Below are 17,075 nucleotides of genomic sequence, written 5' to 3'. Positions count from 1 at the left end.
TCGGCCATGGCAGCAGCTATTATCCGGACTCTTCATTCCCGGCACGGACGCTACGTAATGCTCAACACCCTGCAAAACACCCCACTATGGGTTTATGCAATCTTTCTGCTGCTCTGTTACTACGGCGTCAAAGCCTTTTCCCCAACCCATGAAAGCAAAACGTCGTTGCTTGTCACTCCACCGCTTTGGCTCGGCTGGTCGTTGTTCTCGCTGAACCTGACGCTGAGCCCTCAATTATCGATTGGCTGCTGGTTGGCCGCCCTCATTCTGGGTTGCCTCACGGCACTGGTTGTATTTGCGCGCAAGGGTATTGAGCTGGATGATCCGGAAACCGGGCTGATCGTACCGGGCACGGTTAAAACCCTGGTGTTCTACCTGCTGTTTTTTGCCGTGAACTATTACTTCGGCTATCAGGATGAGGTGCAGCCGGAGTTCGCCGCTACGCTTGAGATGGTGCTGCTCAAGGCTTCGGCGACGGGGTTTGTCTGCGGATTGATCAGCGGGCGGGCGCTGAAATTTTATCGGGTGCTGCTGACACTCCAGGCAAAACGCCCGCAGATGTCAGTCGGCTAAAAGCGCTCTCACCAAAAATGCAGACCAGCCACCGGTTCATCCGTGACAACGCAGCGCGGGTCCAATAGATTAGGCGGCCTGAAAAAGCCCCGTGCTTTCTCGCCTCAATCCAAGTTAAAGAAGTAGTGAAATTTCAATGTCCGATTCCAATACCGCTGAATCCGTAGTCACCTTGTCGTCCAAAGCGGAATACGAAAACTCCATCAATCTTTCACAACACGTGCCTCAGGCCAAGACCATCAGCGAGATGGTTCTGGACGCTTTTCAATCCACCCGGGAAAGCGATCAGATCCGCGAACTGCGCGCCGCGATTCGCCAGGCTCACGACAGCTTCGATGACGATAAAGCCTACGAATTGATGGGCGAACTCAAGCAATTGAAAGACGCCGAAGCGGCCGATATTGCCGCCCTGGAAGACCTGAGCAGCAAATTCCCGATCAGCCGCATTCTGTCCAGCTTCAAGGACGACCCGGCGTTCCAGGAAATCGTTTATGGCCTGGCGCTGAAAGTGCTGAACCAGACTCACCAAGCCATCAGCAACCCGAGCAGCGGCAAGAGCAAAGCGGCTCGCGCCAAGAAAGAAGTCGAAGTGTTCACCATCAGCAAGGACGGCATCAGCGTCACCCTGCCCCTGCGCACCCCGCGCTCGCGCCTGAACGTTGACCGTGAAGCTCTGGAATTCCTGGGCTTCACTTTCGTCGGCGAAGGCGAAGAAGCGGAGCTGGAAAGCGAGACGTTCCTGGACAACGCCGGGGCCGAACAAGCGGTCAACCGCAAGAACATCATCACCGCGCTGCAGCAGCAGACCGCGTTCGACGGTTACAGCATCGCCGCGCAGTAACGCTAAACGCTGCACACAAAAATCCCCGCCATCGAGCGGGGATTTTTATTGCCTGCGTGCACGAGATTGGCACTCGGCTCAGGTGCTGCACGCCATCTCAAACCGCCCACAAAAACGGTTTAGCCCTGATGAAATCTTGTAGTTTCCATAAAGAGAAAACGATCAGACAAAGACCACTAGACCAATTCAATAGGCGAATGCTTTTCCTTCCAGACAATGCCCTTCCAATAACATCGCCCCCCATTACGTACACCATCTGGCAGGCGAGACTGCCGACGAAAAAACCAGCGAGCGAAAGAGGCACGTTAACAGTCGCTTCGTCTGAGTGATTAGCGATGACATAAGAGGTGATTGCCACAATGGTCAACGGATTGCTCAGCGTTAACGCAAACACAGAGAAAAAGCCTGATTGGCGTGTGATGCTCATTGTCGAATCAGAGGACGCAGTGATCCTTACACCCAAATAGAAGAGATAGGCTATTGAGACAACTGTCAGAAGATCCAGATAGCCCAATACAAAGGTTTTGATCAGCGCTACCCCCATCAACGCGACTGCGGCATACAGAGCATCCGCCAGGGCTGCTCCGAACGCACCTGGTACGGCGCTCAATCGTCCATGCAAGATGGACTGCCTCAATATAATCAAGGCAATCGGCCCAAAGGTGATCGACAACACGACTGAAAATAATAGCGATCGCTGAAAATCCTGCACGTCCTTGCCCTCTGATTCCATTTCCCTTCACGATACTAATCCTGACCCGAGATGGTCATTCATCCCTGCCCGGCCCAGCTGAACCGTAGCGAGCAAAGCAGGTGCTGGCATTAGGAGACTTCCTAAATGCCATACTCCGTTTTCCTAAACAATCTGATCCTTCGCACAACCAAGAGTTATGCAAAAAGGTGCTCGAGTTCAGAACCACCTGAATCGCCCCCAATAAAAAACCCCGCCCTTCTCTCGAAGGGCGGGGCTTTTCTTTACAACATCCGACGCTTAAGGCGCGTACGTCAGCAACAACTCGCTCGGCACTTTGAAGTCCAAAGACATCATCACGCTCAACGCAGTAATGGTGAAGATCGAGAACACGAACAGCTTGCGTGCCCAGACCGTGTCATCCACTGCCTTGTAGCCGGTCCAGGCCATGTACAGCCAGTACATGCCCATGGCCGCGGCGACGGCGAGGTAGCTCATGCCGGCGTAGCCGCTGAAGGTCAGCATCAAGGTCGCCACGAGGAAGGCCAGGATGTAGAGCAGGATGTGTTTCTTGGCCACTTCAATGCCGCGCTTCACTGGCAGCACCGGAATTGATGCGGCCAGGTAATCGTTGAAGCGGAAGATTGCGATGGCGTAGGAATGCGGCATCTGCCACAGGCTGAACATCACCAGCAACGTCAGTGCGGCCATGTCGAAGTTATTGCTGACTGCGACGTAACCGATCACCGGCGGCATCGCCCCCGACAGACTGCCCACCAGCGTGCCGTGAACCGACTTGCGCTTGAGGTACAGGCTGTAGAAGCCGACGTAGATGACAAAACCGATCACCGCGAACAGCGCGGCCAACGGGTTGGCCACCTTGTACAACAACGCAACGCCGGCGACACCCAGGACGGTCGCATAAGCCAGGGCCAGTTTCAGGGAGATCAAGCCCTGGACCAGCACCCGGTTCTTGGTGCGCTCCATCTTCAGGTCGATGTCGCGGTCGATGCAGTTGTTGAACACGCAACCGGAGGCTACTACCAGGGACGTGCCGATCATCGCGGCCAGGAAAATGGCCAGATCGACATGCCCTTTGGAGGCCAGGAAAAATCCGCCTGCCACAGAAAGCACGTTACCGAAAATGATCCCCGGTTTGGTGATTTGGATAAAGTGCTTAAAGGACATCCGGACTTACCTCAGTGCGCCATCATGTTGGTGTGGATGCTGAACATGATCCACAGCGACAGGCCTACCAACAGGACAATCACGATCGCGGCAAAAACAAACGCAATCACGTTGTTACGCTGCGCGGCGGAACGGTCCAGGTGGAGGAAGTACACCAGGTGCACCAGCACCTGGATCACTGCGAAGGCCAGTACGATCCACAGGGTCATCGCTTTTGGCAGCGACGGGTACATCACCAGGCCAAAAGGAATGACGGTCAGGATCACCGACAGAATGAAACCGATAGCGTAGGACTTGACGCTGCCGTGGCCGGCGTCGTGGCTATCGTGGGAATGAGCGTTAGCCATTTACATAGTCCCCATCAGATAAACAACGGTGAATACGCAGATCCACACCACATCCAGGAAGTGCCAGAACAGGCTCAGGCAGCTCAGACGGGTCTTGTTGGTCGCCGTCAGGCCGTTTTTCTGCACCTGATACATCATGATCGCCATCCAGATCAGACCGCTGGTCACGTGCAGACCGTGGGTGCCGACCAGGGTGAAGAACCCGGACAGGAAGCCGCTGCGGCTAGGACCGAAGCCCTCGGAGATCAACATGTGGAACTCGTTGACTTCCATGCCGATGAAGCCGGCGCCGAACAGGAAGGTCAGGGCCAGCCAGCCCAGGACCTGGTTCTTCTTGCCCTTGAACAACGCCAGCATGGCGAAGCCGTAGGTGATCGAACTGAACAGCAGCAGAGCGGTTTCGCCCAGTACGTATGGCAGCTCGAAGATGTCGTGGCCCGACGGGCCACCCGCTACGTTGTTAACCAGAACCGCGTACGCCGCGAAGATCGACGCAAACAGAATGCAGTCGGTCATCAGGTAGAGCCAGAAACCGAATACGGTCATCTCGCCCGAGTCGTGGTGATGGTCATCATGCCCATGTCCATCGACATGGGTGTGTCCAGCATTGGTCACTAAGTTCGACATGGTTTAAGCCTGTTCCAACGAGGTTTCAACACGGGTGGTGGTGGCTGGAATTTTCCCGGCCGCTACCAGACGCTTGTGCTGCTCGGCTTCGATGCGCTCGATCACGTCGACCGGCACCATATAGCCTTGATCATCACGTGCAGCGTGGATCACGAAGTAGCCCACGGTGCCAACCAGACCAACGATGGCCAACCACCAGATGTGCCAGATCATCGCGAAACCGAACACGGTCAACAGAGCACCCATGACCAGACCGGTCGCGGTGTTGTTTGGCATGTGGATCGGCTCGTACTTGGCCGGAGCCTTGTACGCGGTGCCGTTTTCCTTGGCTTCGGTGAACGGGTCGATGCCTTCTGCTTTTGGCAACACGGCAAAGTTGTAGAACGGTGGTGGCGAGGAAGTCGACCATTCCAGGGTGTGGGCATTCCATGGGTCGCCGTGCTCGCACATGTTCTGCGGCAGCTTGCGGTCACGGATACTCACGTACAGCTGGATCAGCTGGCAGGCGATACCCGCAGCGATCATCACCGCACCGAACATGGCAACGTACAGGTACGGTACCCACTCAGGGTTGGTGGTGGCGTTCAGACGACGGGTCATGCCCATGAAGCCCAGAACATAGAGCGGCATGAACGCGACGAAGAAGCCGGAGATCCAGAACCAGAATGCTGCCTTGCCCCAGCCTTCGTGCAGCTTGAAGCCGAACGCTTTCGGGAAGTAGAAGCCGAAACCTGCGATGTAACCGAATACCGCGCCGCCGATGATCACGTTATGGAAGTGCGCGATCACGAACAGGCTGTTGTGCAGTACGAAGTCAGCACCCGGGATAGCCAGCAGTACGCCGGTCATGCCGCCGATAGCGAAGGTCACCATGAAGCCCAGGGTCCACAGAACCTGGCTGGTGAAACGCAGACGGCCTTGATAAATGGTGAACAGCCAGTTGAATAGCTTCACACCCGTCGGGATCGAAATCAGCATCGTCGCCAGACCGAAGAAGGCGTTGACGCTGGCACCCGAACCCATGGTGAAGAAGTGGTGCAGCCAAACCATGAAGCCCAGGATCGAGATCGCGCCGCTGGCGTAGACCATCGAGTGGTGGCCGAACAGGCGCTTGCCGGTGAAGGTCGAGATGACTTCGGAGAAGATCCCGAACGCCGGCAGAATCAGGATGTAAACCTCGGGGTGACCCCAAGCCCAGAACAGGTTGACGTACATCATCGGATTGCCACCAAGTTCATTGGTGAAAATGTGGAAATCCATGTAACGGTCAAGCGTCAGCAAAGCCAGGGTAGCGGTCAGGATCGGGAACGAAGCCACGATCAGGACGTTGGCCCAGGTGCAGGTCCAGGTGAAGATCGGCATGTCCATCAGCTTCATGCCAGGGGTACGCATTTTCAGCACGGTGGCCAGGAAGTTGACCCCCGTCAGCGTCGTACCTAACCCGGATAGCTGCAGCGCCCAGATGTAGTAATCCATTCCCACGCCCGGGCTGTATTGCAGGCCCGACAGCGGCGGATAGGCAACCCAACCGGTCTTGGCGAATTCGCCAACGCCCAGGGACAGGTTGATCAGCACCACGCCGGAAACCAGCAGCCAGAAGCTCAGGGAGTTCAGGAACGGGTAGGCAACGTCACGCGCGCCGATCTGCAGCGGCACTGCAAGGTTCATCAGGCCGGTGAAGAATGGCATCGCCATGAAGATGATCATGATCACACCGTGAGCGGTGAAGATCTGGTCATAGTGTTCAGGTGGCAGGTAGCCAGGCGAACCCTCGGTGGCCATGGCCAGCTGGGTACGCATCATGATGGCGTCGGCAAAACCACGCAGCAGCATGACCATGGCGACGACGATGTACATCACGCCGATTTTCTTGTGGTCGACCGAGGTCAACCACTCGGTCCACAAATAAGTCCACTTCTTGAAGTAGGTGATTGCAGCGAACAGTGCCAGACCACCGAGCGCGATCATGGCGATGGTCACCATCACGATCGGTTCGTGGAACGGGACCGCTTCCCAACTTAATTTACCAAACATCGTTTACTCCTCTGCCCCGGCAGCTGAATGCGAACTCATGTCCATCCCTTCCATGGCGGCCACTTCGTGCTCTTTCTTCTCGTGGTGCATTGGCTTGCCCGGTTTCATACCTTCGTACTTGTCGACGATGATCTGGAACAGGTTCGGCGTGACCGAGGAGTAAAGCTCGACTGGGTTGTTCTGGCTCTGCTTGGACAGGGCTGCGTATTCAGCTTGTTCAAGCTGTTTAGGTGCCTTTTTGACTTCGCTTACCCAGGCGTCGAAATCTTCCTGAGAAGTGGCGATAGCTTTGAATTTCATGCCGGTGAAACCCGCGCCGCTGTAGTTGGCGGAGATACCGTCCATTTCAGCGTTCTGGTTGGCGATCAGGTGCAGTTTGGTCTGCATGCCCGCCATCGCGTAGATCTGACCGCCCAGAGCAGGGATGAAGAACGAGTTCATCACGGCGTCGGAAGTGATCTTGAAGTTGATCGGGGTGTGCGCCGGGAACACGATCTTGTTGACCGTGGCGATGCCTTGTTCCGGGTAGATGAACAGCCACTTCCAGTCCAGCGCGACCACTTCAATGGTGATTGGCTTGACGTCGGATTCCAGCGGCTTGTAAGGGTCCAGTGCGTGGGTCGACTTGTAGGTGACGTAACCCAGGGCAATGATGATCAGTACCGGAATAGTCCACACCGCGATTTCGATCTTGGTGGAGTGGGACCATTTTGGCGTGTAGACGGCGTCCTGGTTGGAAGCGCGGTATTTCCAGGCGAACAGGAACGTCATGACGATGACCGGCACGACGACCAACAGCATCAGCAGCGTTGCGGTGATGATCAGGTTTCGCTCATCCAGGCCGACCTGGCCCTTGGGATCGAGCAAGGTCATGTTGCAGCCTCCCAGCAACAACGTGCCGAGCAGCGGCAATAAGCCTAGTAGTCTGGGGTACCTGTTTTTACTCATCTCACGACCTCTAAAGCAGCTTGCGCAATGCAGTTGGGTTTTGATCGCCAACACTTCACCCTGCCAAGGGTTGGCATTTTTCTTGGATTGAATAAGGGCCTGCCCGTCGCGCGTCAGACGCGGTTCGACAATTGCTGGGCCTGCGGTGTGTTCTTATTCGAATTCGTGGTCAAGGGCCTTGTTACAGACCAATTCCATTTGGTGCGGATCGTCGGAAGGCACCGACAATGGGGAGTCGCATGAAGCCATCAGGCTTCTCGACGCCCTGTTCTACTCATAAGCCTGAGTCAGGATGAGCAGTGCCGGGAATTCAGTGCGGGCGATTGTAGATATGTAGCGATTCATAAACCATGTCTCATCCCGAAATAATTTTTATCCGTTCCAGCAACAATCATTCACGGTTTTTGCAAAAGTGGGCCATGGTATCGAAATTAATTCTCAACAAAAACACCAAAAAATGTAGGTGTACCGCGCGAAGTTCAGACAGCTTCCTGGGCTCTGCGCTCGCCTCAGACCCTGCTCTACCCCCTATGTGACAAGGGCTTTGGCAATTCGCCAGCCCCTGTTAGAACTGCCTGTTTCGGCTGATTGGCACTGAAAGCGGTAGTGGCTTGCAGAGCCTGTTTTAGGTATCTGAAGGAGTCCCGATTCCATGTCTTGAAATGACTTGCGACACTCGAGCTGTGACAACATGTCGCACACATGTCGCATCCATAATTGTCGCGCATCAAGGTCTTTTCATTTGAGTTTTGAACATGCAAAACGCCCCGACCTCTCAACGAGGACCGGGGCGTTTTTTGTTTCCTGCAACGGTGTGGCGGACGGCCTCAGCGCAGCGCTTTGCGGTTACGCCAAGTGAGCAGCGGCACCAGCACCACGACCAGCACGAACGCCGTCAGCGCCCACTGCGCCAAGGACAAACCAAGGATCGGCGGGTACGGCGTGGAGCAGAAACCGTCGACCTGGAAGCCCAGCGGGAAGATCTTCGCCAGCGGCAGGCCGTCGACGATCGGTTGCAGCACATCGATGCCGCAGCTGACTTCCGGGTACAGCTGGGTATAGACGTGATGCCCGGCCACCCCGACGCCTGCGATGGCGCTGATCACCACCAACGCCTCGAACAGCGTGATGCTGCGGCGGGTGCGCATCGCCGCGCCGATAAACGCGAAGAGCGCGATCAGCAACAATGCGTAGCGCTGCAAGATGCACAGCGGGCACGGCGCCTCGCCCAGCACCACTTGCATGTACAGCGCGCCACCGATCAGCGCCAGGCAGATGATGCCCAGCAACACCAGATAGCGCCGTTCACGTCCCAACCGCATTGTTTCCTCGCTCATCGCGTTTCCCTTCTGTGTCCGTGGATCAGCTCGCCGGCGGCTGCGCTTGCAGCTGCTGCAACAGGCTGATGTTGTCTTCGATATGCCAATTGGCCGCGATGCGACCGTTGTCGATCTGATAGATATCGGTTGCCCGGAAGTCTACACGCTGGCCCTGACCTTTGAGAGCCTTGAACGGGCCGGTGAAGTGCCCGCGAAAGTGCAAATGCACCACCACCCGATCACCGGCAATGATCATTTGTTCGATCTCGCAGCTCAGGTCCGGCACCGCCGTGCGAAAGAACTTCGACGCCAGCAGCGGCCCGGTCGGCCCCTGAACCCGGCCTTCGGGCGGGGTCTTGTCGACGAACTGCTCTGACAACGCAGCCTTGGCCAACGCCTCCTCCCCGGTGTTCCAGAAGCTGCCATAACGCCGGGCGGCCAATTCCATGGCATCGCGCTGCGCCTTGGGCAGGCTCTGATCGACGATCAGGGATTGCGGCAGGAGCAAGGCCGGCTCGGCGCAAGCAAAGGGGCTCGCCAACAGCGCAGCGGTCAGGCTGAGACCGGCCAGGGTTGAACGGCGGGAGAAAGTGATGCGAGTCATGGGGCGATCCTGATCATGTAAACGAACGAGCGCCTATCATCAGCATCGGGGAATAAACGATAAACCGGTTAAGAACGGATTAACCTTTAAGCGTTTTTTACGAATCGGGACCGAGGTGACGCTTTCGCGGGCAAGCCTCGCTCCTACAGAGTTCGATGTGATCGACATGTGACCTGTAGGAGCGAGGCTTGCCCGCGAAGAAAGCGACTCGGTCCCCCGACCGAGTCGCCGCACTGCTTACTCCAACGCCGCAGCCGGCCCGAAGAACTCGTAGCGGCTTTGCTTCTCCGGCACACCCAGGGCCTTGAGGTGACGCTTGATCGCTGCCATGAAGCCTTTAGGCCCCAGGAAGTAAGCATCTACATCGCGCTGCTGCGGCAACCACTCGCCGAGTTGCTCCTGGCTCAGCAGGCCAACCTTGTCCGCCGCCGGGCTGACGCCATCGTCTTCGGCGTAGCAATAGAAACGCTTGAGCTGCGGATGACGCTCGGCCAGCCCGTCGATCCAGTCGCGGAAGGCATGCACGCTGCCGTTGCGCGCACAGTGGATAAAATGCACCGGCCGCTCCGTCGCCAGCGCCGCTTCGAGCATTGCCAGCGTCGGGGTGATGCCAACGCCGCCACTGATCAGCACCAGCGGTTTGTCGCTGGCGGTCAGAGTGAAATCGCCCGCTGGCGGAAACAGCATGATGCTCGCGCCGACGTGCAATTGATCGTGCAAATGATTGGAAGCGCGGCCACCGGTTTCGCGCTTGACGCTGATGCGGTACTGGCCCTTGTTCGCCAGCGCCGACAGCGAATAGTTACGCCGGATTTCCTCACCATCGAGGATCAGTTTCATGCCGATGTACTGGCCGGGTTCGGCCGCGAGAATCGGCCCTTTGTCGGCCGGTTCGAAGTAGAACGAGATGATTTCGGCGCTTTCCTCAACCTTGGCCACCACGATGAATTCCCGCGCGCCGCGCCAGCCGCCCGGCGCCTGGGCTTTCTGGTCGTAGATACTGGCTTCGGCACCGATCAGGATTTCGGCCAGTTGGTTGTAGGCCGCGCCCCAGGCGCTCATCACTTCAGGCGTGGCAATTTCGTCGCCCAGTACTTCAGAGATTGCCCGCAACAGGCAGCTGCCCACGATCGGGTAATGTTCCGGGAGGATTTGCAGGGCCACGTGCTTGTTGATGATCTTGGCCACCAGGTCGCCCAACTGATCGAGCTGGTCGATGTGCCGCGCGTACATCAGTACACCGTTGGCCAAGGCGCGAGGCTGATCGCCGCTGGCCTGGTGGGCCTGGTTAAACAGCGGGCGGACTTCCGGGTATTCGGAGAGCATCATGCGATAGAAGTGAGTGATCAACGCTTCGCCACCGCTTTCCAACAGCGGCACGGTGGATTTGATGATGGCACGGTCTTGAACGCTAAGCATAAGAGCAACTCCTGGGCTTTATATGAATACCCTTTGCTTATCAGTTTCCATGCCAACAATTAAAACCTTATAAATCAAATAGTTAAAAACTAAGTAGTCATATCGACACACATCGTTTTATAGTCATATCGACTACACGGAGTCATTATGACTGCAAAATTACTGCTCACGACCCTGCTGCCCCTGGTCTCCGACCTGTCCCGCGAGCTACCCGAAGGCGAGCGCTATCGGCGCCTGCTCGAAGCCATGCGCGCCCTGCTCCCTTGCGACGCCGCCGCCCTGCTGCGACTCGACGGCGAATGGCTGGTGCCGCTGGCCGTGGACGGGTTGAGCACCGATACCCTCGGCCGACGCTTCAAGATCAGCGAACACCCGCGCTTCGAAGTGCTGCTCAGCAGCCCCGGCCCGACCCGCTTCGCCGCCGACAGCGACTTGCCCGACCCTTATGACGGCCTGGTCGATGGCCTGCACGAGCATCTGGAAGTCCACGACTGCATGGGCTGCCCGCTGTTTATCGACGAACGTCCGTGGGGTTTGCTGACCCTCGACGCCCTCGCCCCTGAACGTTTTGAACCGATCGAACTGGACGCCCTGCAAGCCTTCGCCAGCCTCGCCGCCGCGACGGTCAACGCCGCCGAGCGCATTGAACGGCTGGCCAATCGCGCCGAAGACGAACATCAGCGCGCCGAGGTTTACCGTCAGGCCAGCGGCCAGCAAAACCGCGAAATGATCGGCCAGAGCAAGGCTTACAAACGCCTGGTGGAAGAGATCAACCTGGTGGGCGACAGCGATCTGACGGTGCTGATCACCGGCGAAACCGGGGTCGGCAAAGAGCTTGTAGCGCAGGCCATTCACGCCGCCTCGCCCCGGGCCGACAAACCGATCATCAGCCTCAACTGCGCCGCCCTGCCGGACACCCTGGTGGAGAGCGAACTGTTCGGCCATGTGCGTGGCGCCTTCACCGGCGCGATGAACGATCGTCGCGGCAAGTTCGAATTGGCCAATGGCGGCACGTTGTTTCTCGATGAAGTGGGCGAACTGTCGCTGGCGGTGCAGGCCAAATTGCTCAGGGTGCTGCAGAGCGGGCAATTGCAGCGCTTGGGGTCGGACAAAGAACATCAGGTCGACGTGCGGCTGATCGCAGCGACCAACCGCGACCTGGCCGAGGAAGTACGCAGCGGCCGCTACCGCGCCGACTTCTATCATCGCCTGAGCGTTTACCCGCTGCTGGTGCCTGCGCTGCGGGATCGCGGTCGGGATGTGCTGTTGCTCAGCGGCTACTTCCTGGAGCAAAACCGCTCACGCATGGGCCTCAACAGCCTGCGCCTGACCAGTGATGCCCAAGCGGCGTTGTTGGGGTATGGTTGGCCGGGGAACGTGCGGGAACTGGAGCACTTGATTGGCCGCAGCGCGCTGAAGGCGCTGGGTAATTGCACACAACGACCGAAGATTCTCAGCTTGAGCGCGGCGGATCTGGATTTGCCCAATGGCGGCATAGAACACGCAGCCGAGCCCGTGGCGGCTGCGCCGGCAGTTGAGTTGGTTTCGGGGGATTTGCGTGAAGCCACCGAGCACTATCAGCGCCAACTGATCAGCGCGTGCCTGGAACGGCACCAGCACAACTGGGCCAGCGCGGCGCGGGAGCTGGGTCTGGATCGGGCGAACCTGGGGCGGATGGCCAAGCGGTTGGGCATGAAATAGTTTCACCAGAATGAAGTAATACCCTTGTGGCGAGGGAGCTTGCTCCCGTTGGAGTGCGCAGCACTCCTAAATCAGTCACCGCGTTGTATCAGGCAATACGCAGTTGCCGGTTTTGCGACTGCTACGCAGCCGAGCGGGAGCAAGCTCCCTCGCCACAGGGGTCACCGTTTGGCTGGCAATGGGCATTTCCCCTAAAGCCTGCCCCCAACAAGTCGATAACCCGGCATCGATAGCGGTTGGCGATCTTCACAATCGCCCATCACCTTTTCCACAGAAGGTTTTTATGTCTTCCAACAAAGCCCGCGCAGATTCACTTTCGCTTCTGCTGTTTACCTTGCGCAGCGGCAAGCTGATGGCGATCAACCTGCTGAAAGTCAGCGAAATCATCCCCTGCCCGCCACTGACCAAGCTGCCGGAGTCGCATCCCCACGTCAAAGGTATCGCCACCCTGCGCGGCGCGTCGTTGTCGGTGATCGACCTGAGCCGCGCCATCGGCGAGCGACCGCTGGAAGACCCGAACGGTGGCTGCCTGATCGTCACCGACGTCAGCCGCTCCAAGCAGGGCCTGCACGTTCAGGCGGTGAGCAAGATCGTCCACTGCCTGACCACCGACATCCGTCCACCACCCTTCGGCTCTGGCGGCGTGCGTTCGTACATCACCGGCGTGACGTCGGTCGACGGCACCCTGGTGCAAGTGCTGGACATCGAAAAGGTCATCCACGGCATCGCGCCGGCGCAGATCGAAATGGCCCCGACCGAACTGAGCATGGAAGAGGCTGAAGTACTGGGCAATGCACGGATTCTGGTGGTCGATGACAGCCAGGTCGCCCTGCAACAATCGGTGCACACCCTGCGCAACCTCGGCCTGCAATGCCACACTGCGCGCAGTGCCAAGGAAGCCATCGATTGCCTGCTGGACCTGCAAGGCACCGCCCAGCAGATCAACCTGATCGTCTCGGACATCGAAATGTCGGAGATGGACGGCTATGCCTTCACCCGCACCTTGCGCGAAACCCCGGACTTCTCGCACCTCTACGTGTTGCTGCACACCTCGCTGGACAGCGCGATGAACAGCGAGAAGGCTCGACTGGCCGGGGCCAACGGGGTGCTGACCAAGTTCTCCTCGCCAGAACTGACCAAGTGCCTGATCGAGGCGGCCAGGGTCGTCGCCGAACAAGGTCACTGAGTGTTGGCCGAGGACTTTTGTTTTCTGATGCGGCGCAACCTCGCGGAGGATGTGCCGCATGCCACATGGCCAAACGGCATTGAGCTGACCGAGTACCGCCCCGAACTTGCCGAAGCCGTTCATCACTTGATGGAACTGGGTTATCGGGATGGCGGCGGCCGCGTACCGGCGCTGGAAGTCTGGCAACAGCGGTTTGAAGCCGATCCTGAATACGATCCGACCCTGTGCTTCCTCGCTCTGGATGCCGAAGGCATCATCGGCGTCGCCCAGTGCTGGACCAGCGCCTACATCAAGGACTTGGTAGTCCATCCGCGTGCTCGAGGCCTCGGACTTGGCCGTGCGCTGCTGCTCCATACTTTCAAGGTGTTTGCGCAGCGCCGCGAAGGTTTTGTGGATTTGAAGGTGCGGGAAGATAACCTTCGGGCGCGGCGTTTGTATGAAAGCGCCGGGATGTATATGGTCCGCCGGGAGCTGGTTCCAGTCTGAGACCGCCTTCGCGGGCAAGCCTCGCTCCTACAGATTCGATGTGATCGACGCATGACCTGTAGGAGCGAGGCTTGCCCGCGAAGAGGCCCGCACAACCGACATCAAACCATCAGGCATACTCCGACCTCGACCACTACACGCCAAGGATGCCTGATCATGAAAGCCACCACCCTGACCTTCCTCTGCCTCACCACCCTCGCCACCCAGGCCCACGCCTCCAGCCCCGACGCCTGGGCCGCCTTCGACAAAGCCGTGCTCGCCAGTTGCACCAAGGCCAGCAGCCTGAAAAGCCCCCAACCCGTCGGCAACGCCGCGCAGTTCGATGACCGGGTCGGTTATACCGCACTCCTGCTGCAAGGCCAGTACCCGCAAAAACACATGAAAGGCCAGCAAGGCACCGAACTGTGCCTCTACAACAAGAAGAGCAAAACCGCCTACGTCACCGAATGGGACTCCATCCGTCCAACCATAAAAGCGCAGTGAATGGCGCATAACTTGCTTTGGCACAGGCCTTTGCGGTGGCTTTTTGTCGCCGTTTCATGCTCTCACAGGTCACTGGCCGTTCAATGAATACACCGTTCTCCTGCGTAGGTTGTGGCAAATGCTGCACCGACCACCACGTGCCCCTGACACTGGCCGAAGCCCGCATGTGGGCGGCCGATGGCGGCCAGGTGATCGTGCTGGTGGAAGCCTTTCTCGCCAACGGCCTGGGCCTGCCAACACAACAACGCGAACACGCCGAACGCCGTTCGGCGCTGGTTCGCAGCGGCACCTGCGAAGCGCACGTGGCGATCACCTTCGCCGCCTACAACGTCGGCCCCTGCCGGAATCTTGACGAAGACAACCTCTGCCGTATCTACGAACGCCGACCGCTGGTGTGCCGTATCTATCCGATGGAAATCAACCCGCACATCCCGCTCAACCCGGCAACAAAGGATTGCCCGCCCGAGTCATGGGAAAAAGGCCCGGATCTGATTGTTGGCGGTGAATTGGTCGATCAGGAACTGGCAGGATTGATCCAACGCTCCCGCCAGGCGGATCGCGACGAGATTCAGGCCAAGGATGCGATTTGCGCGCTATTGGGGATTCGGACGACAGCGCTGAAAGGCGATGGGTTTACCGCTTATCTGCCGGACATGACCGCGTTTGCCATGGTGATCGATCAGGTGGCGCAGCAATCGCAGGCCGGGGCGGATAGTGAATGGCTGTTTCATGTGTCTGGCGACGACATCGCCGGGCAAGTGCTGGCGGCCGGGGCGCAGGTGGTGACTGAAGCGCCGCTGAACTATGCGTTTATTTCGTTGCGGGCGGCCTGAGCCAGAGGCATGTATTGTTTGTCCGGGCCTCTTCGCGAGCAAGCCCGCTCCCACAATTGATCTTCGTCGCACACAAAATAGGTGTCCTGCGCAGATTAAATGTGGGAGCGGGCTTGCTCGCGAAGACGGCAGATCAGGCACCGCAGAGTCAAGAACTCAGCGCTTACCCATTGAACGACGAGTGCCGGGAGGCGCTGCGCCCGGAGTCTTGGTGTGGCCGTTCTTGGCGCCATTCTTGTACCAAGGCTGGCTGGCGCTCTTCGCGGCGGCCAGTTCGCCCGGCTTGAACGGAAACTTGAACGCCGGGATCGCCGCTTTGGTTTCGCTGTCGGCGCTGGAGTCGACGCTGTCGGGCAGGTCTGCCTGGTCGTCGCGCAAAGCGTCGGCAACCGGCGGTTGTGTCGGGGAAGTCATGAAAGCTCCGGGTGATGCTAAAGAGTCGGGCCCGGTAGGCGAGCCGCGAAAGGCGGCAGTATACCTGTGTCGGAGGCCGCAAGCTTCAAGCCGCGAGCGAGTCCGTCGGGTTTTGTGCTGACGGACCTGCCGCCTTCGCGGGCAAGCCTCGCTCCTACAGGTCATGTGTCGATCACATCGAATTCTGTAGGAGCGAGGCTTGCCCGCGAAGAACGATAACGCGGTCAATCTGACTGAACGCCTGCCTACGTCTGCGGATCGACGTTATCCAGCGCCCGGTTCACCGCCAACTCCGCCAGCATGATGCTCTGTTGAATCGCCAGCGCCATGTAGCGCTGCGGGCCGGTCAGGTCGTTGGCGAAATCGCTGGCCAGGACACTCGCCGTGGCTAACGATTCGTAGGCGTGGGCCAAGAGGCTTTCGGTATCCATATTCGGGGCGACCATGAACATGGTGCTGGGGCGGCGTTTTTTTCAGTGTAGGGCGTTGGGGGATCGAGGTAGTAGTCGAGCGCGCGTTTTATGGCTTCGCGGTCTTTGAGTAATTCTTCGGCGCGCGAGGCTTCGGCGTTGGGGGTGGTGGTGTTGAAGGGTGGATCGGGAATTAACTTGTTGCTCATTGAAACATCCTCTAATCAATTGGAGCCATCACTCATCGTTTCTCACGCGACGGAGTGGTGGCAGCTATGTGCGGAGTGAGAAACCGGTAGAGGATCAAACCCGGCCGGACCGAAGTCCGCCCGCACACAGCCGCCATAGAACATTGCAGGCAGCGGATAAGCTGGCGGCGATTATGGTGGTACTGGCGATGGATTAAAACCTCTTCCGGGCTCTCACACCCGATCGCTGAATTGTCAGCGACAGCCAAAGACTAGAGAGCCCGCTTCCGACGGACAACCTGAAAGATGTGTGGGAAAGGTCTGCGTTCTGACACATCGATTAAACATTCAAAAGCGGAACGCGGAGCGTCCCTGGAGGCGTTCCCACGCAGGAGCGTGGGGACGATCATTCAGGGACAGACGAAAGGGATTGGTCGGCTGTCAGGCCGCCTTCGCGGGCAAGCCTCGCTCCTACGATGAAGCGGCGTACACCCGCCAAACTACAGGTCGAGCGTTAGCTCGCCTGCCGCTTTTGATCTTGATCCACCCGCCCCTTCGGGAGGCTGAGTGGAGGTGTTCATCTGGGGATTGGCGCGCAGCGCCGTTCGACGCAGTCGAACCCATCGCATGTAGGTTGAAGCGAAGCCAACCGTAGGGCGATGCCCCCAGATGGATACCGGAGCGAAGGAACGCCGAGCCTTAGCGAGGGGCCGTACGCTCGGGGCGAGACCTTTTGGTTCCTTTTGGCTGGGCCGGCATTCCGGGCGTTTGCCAAAAGTGACC

At 58.4% G+C, this 17,075-nt stretch carries 17 protein-coding genes and 1 pseudogene; 7 read left to right on the top strand and 11 right to left on the bottom strand.

Features of this window, described 5'->3' with window-relative positions:
• Positions 1 to 57: 57 nt before the first annotated feature.
• Both AC30D7_RS27815 and AC30D7_RS27810 read left to right on the top strand, forming a co-directional pair.
• Positions 58 to 573, top strand: a complete 516-nt coding sequence (locus tag AC30D7_RS27815; RefSeq protein ID WP_490136213.1) for a hypothetical protein — start codon at positions 58 to 60, stop codon at positions 571 to 573.
• Between the two features lie 136 nt (positions 574 to 709).
• Complete coding sequence (locus AC30D7_RS27810; protein ID WP_007941627.1) at positions 710 to 1,414, top strand: hypothetical protein; 705 nt, start codon at positions 710 to 712, stop codon at positions 1,412 to 1,414.
• Between the two features lie 97 nt (positions 1,415 to 1,511).
• Here the strand turns inward: AC30D7_RS27810 and AC30D7_RS27805 are convergent, their stop codons facing one another.
• The 9 genes from AC30D7_RS27805 to hmpA form a co-directional block, all read right to left on the bottom strand.
• Positions 1,512 to 2,147 (bottom strand): LysE family translocator, encoded by a 636-nt coding sequence (locus AC30D7_RS27805; RefSeq protein ID WP_490136212.1) that lies wholly within the window; start codon positions 2,145 to 2,147, stop codon positions 1,512 to 1,514.
• Positions 2,148 to 2,405: 258 nt separating this feature from the next.
• Positions 2,406 to 3,293 carry a heme o synthase gene (cyoE, locus tag AC30D7_RS27800; RefSeq protein ID WP_007941628.1) on the bottom strand — a complete coding sequence of 296 codons (888 nt, stop codon included), beginning with the start codon at positions 3,291 to 3,293 and terminating at the stop codon, positions 2,406 to 2,408.
• An 11-nt stretch (positions 3,294 to 3,304) separates the two neighbouring features.
• Complete coding sequence (gene cyoD / locus AC30D7_RS27795; protein ID WP_096481055.1) at positions 3,305 to 3,640, bottom strand: cytochrome o ubiquinol oxidase subunit IV; 336 nt, start codon at positions 3,638 to 3,640, stop codon at positions 3,305 to 3,307.
• Positions 3,641 to 4,267 carry a cytochrome o ubiquinol oxidase subunit III gene (locus AC30D7_RS27790; protein ID WP_019582330.1) on the bottom strand — a complete coding sequence of 209 codons (627 nt, stop codon included), beginning with the start codon at positions 4,265 to 4,267 and terminating at the stop codon, positions 3,641 to 3,643. It lies immediately after the preceding gene.
• 3 nt (positions 4,268 to 4,270) lie between these two features.
• Complete coding sequence (cyoB, locus tag AC30D7_RS27785) at positions 4,271 to 6,301, bottom strand: cytochrome o ubiquinol oxidase subunit I (RefSeq protein WP_019582331.1); 2,031 nt, start codon at positions 6,299 to 6,301, stop codon at positions 4,271 to 4,273.
• 3 nt (positions 6,302 to 6,304) lie between these two features.
• On the bottom strand, positions 6,305 to 7,249 hold the full coding sequence (cyoA, locus tag AC30D7_RS27780) for a ubiquinol oxidase subunit II (RefSeq protein WP_019582332.1): 945 nt from the start codon (positions 7,247 to 7,249) through the stop codon (positions 6,305 to 6,307).
• A gap of 827 nt (positions 7,250 to 8,076) precedes the next feature.
• Positions 8,077 to 8,586 (bottom strand): disulfide bond formation protein B, encoded by a 510-nt coding sequence (locus AC30D7_RS27775; protein WP_019582334.1) that lies wholly within the window; start codon positions 8,584 to 8,586, stop codon positions 8,077 to 8,079.
• Between the two features lie 25 nt (positions 8,587 to 8,611).
• Positions 8,612 to 9,172, bottom strand: coding sequence for an ester cyclase (locus AC30D7_RS27770; RefSeq protein ID WP_490136211.1), 561 nt, complete (start codon positions 9,170 to 9,172; stop codon positions 8,612 to 8,614).
• A 237-nt stretch (positions 9,173 to 9,409) separates the two neighbouring features.
• The gene (hmpA, locus tag AC30D7_RS27765; protein WP_490136210.1) at positions 9,410 to 10,591 is read right to left on the bottom strand and encodes an NO-inducible flavohemoprotein; all 1,182 of its coding nucleotides are present in this window, start codon (positions 10,589 to 10,591) and stop codon (positions 9,410 to 9,412) included.
• A 147-nt stretch (positions 10,592 to 10,738) separates the two neighbouring features.
• On the opposite strand from hmpA, the gene norR reads away from it, so the two are divergent.
• The 5 genes from norR to AC30D7_RS27740 all read left to right on the top strand — a co-directional run bounded on the left by norR (position 10,739) and on the right by AC30D7_RS27740 (position 15,280).
• Positions 10,739 to 12,292 carry a nitric oxide reductase transcriptional regulator NorR gene (gene norR / locus AC30D7_RS27760; protein ID WP_490136209.1) on the top strand — a complete coding sequence of 518 codons (1,554 nt, stop codon included), beginning with the start codon at positions 10,739 to 10,741 and terminating at the stop codon, positions 12,290 to 12,292.
• Positions 12,293 to 12,575: 283 nt separating this feature from the next.
• Positions 12,576 to 13,478, top strand: a complete 903-nt coding sequence (locus AC30D7_RS27755) for a chemotaxis protein CheV (RefSeq protein ID WP_018930150.1) — start codon at positions 12,576 to 12,578, stop codon at positions 13,476 to 13,478.
• 27 nt (positions 13,479 to 13,505) lie between these two features.
• Complete coding sequence (locus AC30D7_RS27750) at positions 13,506 to 13,964, top strand: GNAT family N-acetyltransferase (protein WP_490136223.1); 459 nt, start codon at positions 13,506 to 13,508, stop codon at positions 13,962 to 13,964.
• A 156-nt stretch (positions 13,965 to 14,120) separates the two neighbouring features.
• On the top strand, positions 14,121 to 14,447 hold the full coding sequence (locus tag AC30D7_RS27745) for a hypothetical protein (protein ID WP_490136208.1): 327 nt from the start codon (positions 14,121 to 14,123) through the stop codon (positions 14,445 to 14,447).
• Between the two features lie 83 nt (positions 14,448 to 14,530).
• On the top strand, positions 14,531 to 15,280 hold the full coding sequence (locus AC30D7_RS27740) for a YkgJ family cysteine cluster protein (protein WP_490136207.1): 750 nt from the start codon (positions 14,531 to 14,533) through the stop codon (positions 15,278 to 15,280).
• Positions 15,281 to 15,436: 156 nt separating this feature from the next.
• Here AC30D7_RS27740 and AC30D7_RS27735 read toward each other — a convergent pair whose 3' ends face one another.
• Both AC30D7_RS27735 and AC30D7_RS27730 read right to left on the bottom strand, forming a co-directional pair.
• The gene (locus AC30D7_RS27735) at positions 15,437 to 15,694 is read right to left on the bottom strand and encodes a hypothetical protein (protein WP_018930146.1); all 258 of its coding nucleotides are present in this window, start codon (positions 15,692 to 15,694) and stop codon (positions 15,437 to 15,439) included.
• Between the two features lie 245 nt (positions 15,695 to 15,939).
• Positions 15,940 to 16,313 (bottom strand): annotated as a pseudogene (locus tag AC30D7_RS27730) (DUF6124 family protein).
• Positions 16,314 to 17,075 lie beyond the last annotated feature (762 nt).

This window comes from Pseudomonas sp. DF5 (assembly GCF_058148225.1).
The sequence above is the reverse complement of the archived record's forward strand: the minus strand, read 5'-3'. Positions and strand labels throughout refer to the sequence as shown.

Bases quoted from the DNA above. Each gene is read 5' to 3' on its own strand.
- AC30D7_RS27815 (WP_490136213.1), top strand. From the start codon at position 58: ATGCTCAACACCCTGCAAAACACCCCACTATGGGTTTATGCAATCTTT.
- AC30D7_RS27810 (WP_007941627.1), top strand. From the start codon at position 710: ATGTCCGATTCCAATACCGCTGAATCCGTAGTCACCTTGTCGTCCAAA.
- AC30D7_RS27805 (WP_490136212.1), bottom strand. From the start codon at position 2,147: ATGGAATCAGAGGGCAAGGACGTGCAGGATTTTCAGCGATCGCTATTA.
- cyoE (WP_007941628.1), bottom strand. From the start codon at position 3,293: ATGTCCTTTAAGCACTTTATCCAAATCACCAAACCGGGGATCATTTTC.
- cyoD (WP_096481055.1), bottom strand. From the start codon at position 3,640: ATGGCTAACGCTCATTCCCACGATAGCCACGACGCCGGCCACGGCAGC.
- AC30D7_RS27790 (WP_019582330.1), bottom strand. From the start codon at position 4,267: ATGTCGAACTTAGTGACCAATGCTGGACACACCCATGTCGATGGACAT.
- cyoB (WP_019582331.1), bottom strand. From the start codon at position 6,301: ATGTTTGGTAAATTAAGTTGGGAAGCGGTCCCGTTCCACGAACCGATC.
- cyoA (WP_019582332.1), bottom strand. From the start codon at position 7,249: ATGAGTAAAAACAGGTACCCCAGACTACTAGGCTTATTGCCGCTGCTC.
- AC30D7_RS27775 (WP_019582334.1), bottom strand. From the start codon at position 8,586: ATGAGCGAGGAAACAATGCGGTTGGGACGTGAACGGCGCTATCTGGTG.
- AC30D7_RS27770 (WP_490136211.1), bottom strand. From the start codon at position 9,172: ATGACTCGCATCACTTTCTCCCGCCGTTCAACCCTGGCCGGTCTCAGC.
- hmpA (WP_490136210.1), bottom strand. From the start codon at position 10,591: ATGCTTAGCGTTCAAGACCGTGCCATCATCAAATCCACCGTGCCGCTG.
- norR (WP_490136209.1), top strand. From the start codon at position 10,739: ATGACTGCAAAATTACTGCTCACGACCCTGCTGCCCCTGGTCTCCGAC.
- AC30D7_RS27755 (WP_018930150.1), top strand. From the start codon at position 12,576: ATGTCTTCCAACAAAGCCCGCGCAGATTCACTTTCGCTTCTGCTGTTT.
- AC30D7_RS27750 (WP_490136223.1), top strand. From the start codon at position 13,506: ATGCGGCGCAACCTCGCGGAGGATGTGCCGCATGCCACATGGCCAAAC.
- AC30D7_RS27745 (WP_490136208.1), top strand. From the start codon at position 14,121: ATGAAAGCCACCACCCTGACCTTCCTCTGCCTCACCACCCTCGCCACC.
- AC30D7_RS27740 (WP_490136207.1), top strand. From the start codon at position 14,531: ATGAATACACCGTTCTCCTGCGTAGGTTGTGGCAAATGCTGCACCGAC.
- AC30D7_RS27735 (WP_018930146.1), bottom strand. From the start codon at position 15,694: ATGACTTCCCCGACACAACCGCCGGTTGCCGACGCTTTGCGCGACGAC.